We start from the raw sequence: 6000 nt of genomic DNA on the forward strand, positions 1-6000 counted from the left end.
CCGCCGGGACCCGGCGGGGCTGGGCACCCGACCAGGTGCCCTTGTACATCTCCCCGCTCAGGGGGGGGGGGCGGCGCCGGCCGCTCCTGGCCGCTGCTCGGCGGTCGCCGGCGTGCAGGGCGTCTACGTCGGTGCGGTTGAGGCCGTACTGGATCAGCCACTCGGCCGGCTGCGGTCGCCTTCCCGACCGCGGCGCCGGTCGATGAGGGCCGGCTGCTGTGCGCGCGGTCACTTCCGAGGACTCCGGACGGTGACGCCTCGTAGGAATCCAGAAGCGCCTCGTGAGCAACTCGGTGAGGGGCCCCACATGACGCACGTCACCTACGACCCCGCATCGTAGTACCTTCGGCCCGATTTGTCCTCCATTGCACCGCCTCTGAGCTGCGGATTGAGTCGTAGGCCACATCATTAGTATTCCTCATGAATCCGGCCAGCACTAGTAAAGGGGGTCATTGCCGACGTCTTCCAGGCCTGCTTATCTGGATGACGTCGCCAGGCGCCACGAGCCCACAGCGGGCCGCGGCGCCGACGCATGCGGCCACGTCACGTGGTCCGATCCGTGCGGGCGATCCACCGTCCCCGAGGCAAGAGGTTCCGCGTGTCCGTCTCCTTCATCCGCCGCATCGCTTCCCCGAAGAAGGTCCTCACCACCGCCGCCGTGGCCGCCGCCACCGCCGGCATGGCGCTCACCGCCGCTCCGGCTCACGCCGCTCCGGCCTCGGCCTCCTCCGCCCAGGCGATCGCGCACAAGATGATCCCGGACGCCGCGCAGTTCAACGCCTTCAGCAAGATCGTGGAGCACGAGAGCGGCTGGAACCCCACCGCCACCAACAGCTCCTCCGGCGCCTACGGCCTGGTCCAGGCCCTGCCGGCCTCGAAGATGGCCTCGGCCGGTGCCGACTGGAAGACCAACCCGGCCACCCAGATCAAGTGGGGCCTGGACTACATGAACTCCCGCTACGGCAGCCCGGTGCAGGCCTGGAGCTTCTGGCAGGCCAACGGCTGGTACTGAGCCGACAGCACCCTCTCGGGGCAGGCGCACCACCGCCGTCCCCCTTGCGGCCCCACCGGCCGCACCCCACGCTTTGCGCCCCCGCCCACCCGGCGGGGGCGCACGCGTATACGCTCGTCTTTTCCGCGTGATCGTGTTCCGGACCATGCGCACGCCGCGCCGAGCGCACGAGGGAGCTGGACTGGGCCTGCTTCCGTCCTCCTTTTCCCCTGGTGGTGCCGGGGAAAGGCGGCGCAGGGCTTCCTTCGCCACGGGTACCTCTTCCAGCGACAGCACCGGTCGCGAGGGCCCTTCACTCGACTGGCGGGGGCCGGCTGGGGCGCGTGCGGGGCGGGGCGGCGCAGCCACCATCAGCGAGGCCTGAAGATCCAGCTGCGGGTGGATGGCGTCGGTGGCGTGGACCAACGGCGGGCAGGGGTGTTCACGGGTGTCGGTCCTTGTGCCTTCCTTGCCGGGCCGCTTGTCCGTGGCTCCCCGGCTTCACGCCCAGAGTTCCTGACTTTCGCACACGTGTGCACCCATGTTGCGTTCCATCATGCGCAGTGCCGCCTGAGCGAGGTCGTGGTGGATGTGGGCGGTGGCGTCGTGCGGGACGACGACGTCGAAGTGCCGGATGTGAGCATCCAGGGCTGAGTACAGCACGCACTGTTCGGTCACCTGCCCGGTGAGTACCAGGCGGTCGACACCCTGCTGCTGCAGCAGGTAGTGCAGCGGTGTCTCGAAGAAGATGGAGTGGCGGGCCTTGAGTACGAAGAGCGAGTCCGCGTCGGGTTTCACGGGCTCGACGAGATGGGCATGGGGAGTGGCCAGAGCTCGTTCGAGCAGCTCGCCGTGGTGTGAGCGCCACTCGCCGAAGTTGTCGTTGACGTAGATGACCGGTACTCCGCGATCGCGTGCGCGCCGCAGCAGATCGGTCAGCACCGCTACGACCGGCTCTGCCGAGCGGATCAGCTGGTCGGCGTCTTTGTGGTCGTAGGTGTTGATCATGTCGATGACGATCAGCGCAGTCTTGCTCATACGATGAATTTTCCCCCGACGGGCAGTGAGCCTTGCGGTTTGCAGCAGCGTGGCTGTCGCACCTGTCGCGAGTTTCGCGTGCGAAGGGCCCATGTGCGGGAAGCGGCAGCCGTGCCCGTGCCCGTGCCCGTGGCTCGGCCGTACTACGGTGTTTCTCCCCGGACGTCCTGCGGCCCGGCCGGCTCCAACCACGACGACGGCTCACTTCGCGGGATCGAAGGTCGCCGGCACGCGAAAAAGGCGCCGCAGCGGGTGACGTCCTTCAGGCACTCGAACGGCTCGGCGGCCGGCCACGGGCGCTCCGCGAGATCGGCGTCGCCAACGGCTTGTACACCGACGGCATCAAACCCGACGCGACCGCGGTACGGGCCGACGGCGAGACGCTGACCAGCACCTGGCTCAGGACCCAGGCACAAGGCGGCCAGCAGATCGCCCGCTTGCAGAAAGGGCGGCGAAGCGATCTCGGTCACCACCAGCGGTCTGCCCGACATCGATGGCGCTCCCGGCGGACTGTTCACCACGCCCTCCCCGCAGGGAGACCCCGGCAGCCTCGGCCTCGGCAACGAGGTGGACCCGGACGCCATTACCACCTCCTCTCCATCCCCAGCATCAGCGCCGTCGCGGCCGGCGACATCAGCGACCCGAAGGCGCTCTACCAACCGATCACGCTCGACAGCAGCGCCCTCGACCTGTGCTGTGCGCCAGCAGCAACACAGAACCATGACCGAGGATCTCGGGCGCCTGGATCGTGAACGAGATCGTCTTGGGCGGCTGACCACCCGGGGGTGGGCGGACAAGATCCCCGAGCATCTGCCCGCCCGGGGGGCCGACGGAAGAGTGCGTGACGCTGGCTGCCGGAAAACCCGGCCGACCGCTATCAAACCGGTAACCATCCCGGGGCCGGCACACCACTGTCCGGTCCAAGGAGGAGCACCTGCTCGACAGCCGCCTCCAGGCGCTCGCCGACGACGTGAAGGGCATCGCTGTCGAGGTGTGGGTGAACACCCTGCTCCGGCTCCAGCGGGGCGAGCCTTGGTACGAGATCGACGCCGACGATCCCGACCGGCGCCGCCGGCGCTACCCCGAGCCCGTCAGTCGCTGACGCCGCGTGCGGCCGGGCAAGCGCGTTGGCAACGCCCGGCATGGCCGATCGCCTCCCGGCCGTCCGCTTCAGGAGTCAGGGAAGAGCTGCAGAGGCCACGGCCCCACTGAGCCGAGCGGCCCCGGCTCCTCCCCGAGCAGGTGGACGCGGTAAATTGGCTCGCACGGCAGGCGCGCCGCCCAGTGACGCGGGGACTGTTCGTGTCGGCGACGGGGACCCGGGCTTTGCGTTCGGCGGTCGAGAAATGATCGGGCCGCAGGTTCTTCCCGGCGTCGAGTGCGGCGCCGGCGTCGCCGAGTGCCCAGTGCACGCCGACCGCGTAGAGATCGACGGCGGCTGGGCTGACGACGAGCAACCGCCGGGTGGAGCGGACTGGGGCAGGCGGCGGGCGGCGCGGCGGGCCTCCTCGGCCATCGCCAGGGCCTAGGTGCGCTGCCCGGCCCGGGCGGCGGTGTAGGCCAGGGTGCACAACATCTGCGCGTAGGCGGCTGCTGCGGCGTCGGTGCGCAGCCCGCTCGCCGCGAGGTCGTCGGTTGCCGAGGACATCGGCGCTGGGCGGCGCCAAGCCCGCACCAGCCTCTACAAACGACGCGACACAGCCCCTGAGAACTGCCCAGCACTTGGAGCAAACACCGTTGCAGTACTAGAGCTTGTCCAGTTGGGCCTGCTCAGGGAGCCCGCCGTCACGTGTGAGGTCGGCGAAGGCTTCCTTGCGCTCGAAGAAGACGGCCATACGGGCGCCCTTCTTGCAGATCTTGACCCGCTGCCAGTCCGTATTGGCATTGACCTCGTCCCAGAGCTCCAGCGTGTACCCCGCCGAGCGTCCTGATGCGTCTGAGTCGAAGGGATCGATCTCCCGGACGTCGAGGACGTCGTTGACGAGGAGCGAGTTCGGGTCGAACCGGAACGCTGTGCAGCTCGAGAGGGCGACGCGGACCTTGTCGAAGACATCCTGAGCAACGCCTTCGTCGGCGTACTCCCGTAGGCTCAGCAGTACTTGGAGGTTGTGCCATTCCAGTTGGCGGAGCTGCGCGCGTCCGACCGGCTTCGCGAGCACTCCAGGCTGGGCATTCAACACATCGATCAGTGGGGCACATTCCCGGTCGTCCGAACGCGCGTCCGTCCAGCCCGCGTAGACGGGGTCGCCGTTCTCAGTGGTGGCCAGCTTGACTGTCCAGGGCCTGTCCGATCCCTGCAGATCAGCCGTGGTCAGGGCTGCGTCTTCGAGTGACAGTCCGCTGCCCTTCTCCTCTCCAGCCGGGAGCGAATGAGCCGGAGTCTTGCCGTCAGTGGGCGAGCCGCCTGCCGGGGCCGAGGATTTCTGGGGCTTGCGGGAATCACCATCCGAAAGGGCGCGCGCCCCTCCGTACAACCCGAGCGTGACGACGAGAAGAAGCGCGAGCCCCGCGGTCCCGAAGGCTACCCATCCGCCCACGGAGGACGGTTTGTTGACCGTGATCGGCCCCAGCGTGATCCAGGCCCCTCGGGAGACACGGGCGTTGTCGCCGAAAACGATGCTGTTCTCGATGCGAGCTGACGGCGCCTCCAGGCGCACCGACAACGCATGCCGCAAATCCGGGTCGGCGTCGACCTCCGCCCGCAGGACCGCCTCCGCCTCGGCTCGCGACTCCGGATCCCCCGGCGATGCCTCCAGCGCTGCCAACGCCGCCCGACCACGGGCACTCGCCCGCAGCCGCTCTTGCACCAGCTGAACGACCGCGACACCGGCCTGCTCGCCGAAGCCAGTCGCCGTACCCGTCACGACAGCCGCCAGCACGCCGACGGCCAACGCTGCCACGTCCGCTTCCACCGCGCCCCCGTATCACACGGATTTCCGAATCACCATGATGTCCCGCCCCCTTGCGTGGAAAACACCGTTCCGCGAAGCGGTCCGAAACCCGTCCCGGAGCAGAGGCCCGGCCGACAGTGCAGCGCCGGCCCGCCCTGACCTCTCCGGCTCCGCCCCGCTCCGCTGGCCTGCGGCACCGCCCGCGGCCGGTGGCATACGTGAGGAAGACGCCGACCTGACAGTTCTCCGTGCGCCCGGCGGTGCCCGAGTACTGCCGCTGGACCCCGACCGACCGTGTGCCCTTCTTCAGGAAGCCCGTGGGCCGTAGGTCCAGGAGCTGGTGCTCCAGCAGATCCCAGGGAGGCGGGGTCTCGTCCGGGGCGCCGCGCCGTACGTATGCCTGAGGCATCAGGACATGGCGCGGCAGCGCGAGCAGGGCCTCGCGCACCGGCCCGGGGCGCCCCCCCCGCTCTCCTCGAGCCGGGCAACCATCGTCGCCCGGGCATCTTCGGCCCCGGAGGTGTCGTTGGCGGTTTGCTCCGGCAGGAAGGGCGCGGCGGACTGGGCGGGTTGGTTGCGCCCGGTGCGCCCGGTGCGCCCGAGGGGCTCGGATGGGGCGGGCCCGGCCGGCGGCACCGCCGCCGTGTTCGGCACCGTGCGCGCCGGGGGCGTGGAGAAACCCGTGGCGCGCTGGAGGTGCTTCTGTCTGCCCGCACGGCCATCTGCACGGGTGCAGCCTGTCGTCACCGTTCCGTCACAAGTGATCGCCGCACGGAACCCTGCCGCTCTCCCGCCCCCTCTGCACTCATGTACCACGACCACGCGTACCGCGGGGCAAGAACCGACGACCGAAACCCGCGGACGAGACGACTCAGGGGGACGACAGCATGCGGCACAGCAACAACATTCGCAGGACGGCTCTGGCAACGACGGCGGTCACGGCCGTCGCGGCGGCGGTGACCGGCATCCTGCCCGGCACCGCCACGGCGGCGAGCACCACCACCTCCACCCCGCCGCCCGCCTGCCCGGCCTCCGCCCTCCAGGTCAGCGCCTGGCAGGCCGCCCACCGGCCCGTCGGGA

At 69.8% G+C, this 6000-nt stretch carries 5 protein-coding genes and 3 pseudogenes; 3 read left to right on the plus strand and 5 right to left on the minus strand.

Features of this window, described 5'->3' with window-relative positions; translation table 11 throughout:
• Nucleotides 1–598 precede the first annotated feature (598 nt).
• Nucleotides 599–1012: a lytic transglycosylase domain-containing protein gene (locus tag ABZ576_RS33690; protein WP_360749718.1), complete on the plus strand. Its 414-nt coding sequence runs from the start codon at nt 599–601 to the stop codon at nt 1010–1012.
• A 480-nt stretch (nt 1013–1492) separates the two neighbouring features.
• On the opposite strand, the gene ABZ576_RS33695 is transcribed toward ABZ576_RS33690, so the two are convergent.
• Entirely contained in the window at nt 1493–2029 is a 537-nt protein-coding gene (locus tag ABZ576_RS33695; RefSeq protein ID WP_360749721.1) for an isochorismatase family cysteine hydrolase, read from the minus strand.
• A 143-nt stretch (nt 2030–2172) separates the two neighbouring features.
• Nucleotides 2173–2499 (minus strand): hypothetical protein, encoded by a 327-nt coding sequence (locus ABZ576_RS33700; protein WP_360749723.1) that lies wholly within the window; start codon nt 2497–2499, stop codon nt 2173–2175.
• A gap of 500 nt (nt 2500–2999) precedes the next feature.
• Here ABZ576_RS33700 and ABZ576_RS33705 point away from each other — a divergent pair, with 500 nt between their 5' ends.
• Nucleotides 3000–3131, plus strand: coding sequence for a hypothetical protein (locus ABZ576_RS33705; protein ID WP_360749726.1), 132 nt, complete (start codon nt 3000–3002; stop codon nt 3129–3131).
• A gap of 214 nt (nt 3132–3345) precedes the next feature.
• Here ABZ576_RS33705 and ABZ576_RS33710 read toward each other — a convergent pair.
• The 3 genes and pseudogenes from ABZ576_RS33710 to ABZ576_RS33720 all read right to left on the minus strand — a co-directional run.
• Nucleotides 3346–3659 (minus strand): annotated as a pseudogene (locus ABZ576_RS33710) (transcriptional regulator); the annotation flags it as partial.
• A 115-nt stretch (nt 3660–3774) separates the two neighbouring features.
• Nucleotides 3775–4929 (minus strand): hypothetical protein, encoded by a 1155-nt coding sequence (locus tag ABZ576_RS33715; protein WP_360749729.1) that lies wholly within the window; start codon nt 4927–4929, stop codon nt 3775–3777.
• A gap of 190 nt (nt 4930–5119) precedes the next feature.
• Nucleotides 5120–5412 (minus strand): annotated as a pseudogene (locus ABZ576_RS33720) (transposase); the annotation flags it as partial.
• A gap of 395 nt (nt 5413–5807) precedes the next feature.
• Between ABZ576_RS33720 and ABZ576_RS33725 the strand changes: the two are divergent.
• Nucleotides 5808–6000 (plus strand): annotated as a pseudogene (locus ABZ576_RS33725) (Tat pathway signal sequence domain protein); the annotation flags it as partial.

Source organism: Streptomyces sp. NPDC013455 (genome assembly GCF_040632975.1).
Classification (GTDB): Bacteria; Actinomycetota; Actinomycetes; order Streptomycetales; family Streptomycetaceae; genus Streptomyces.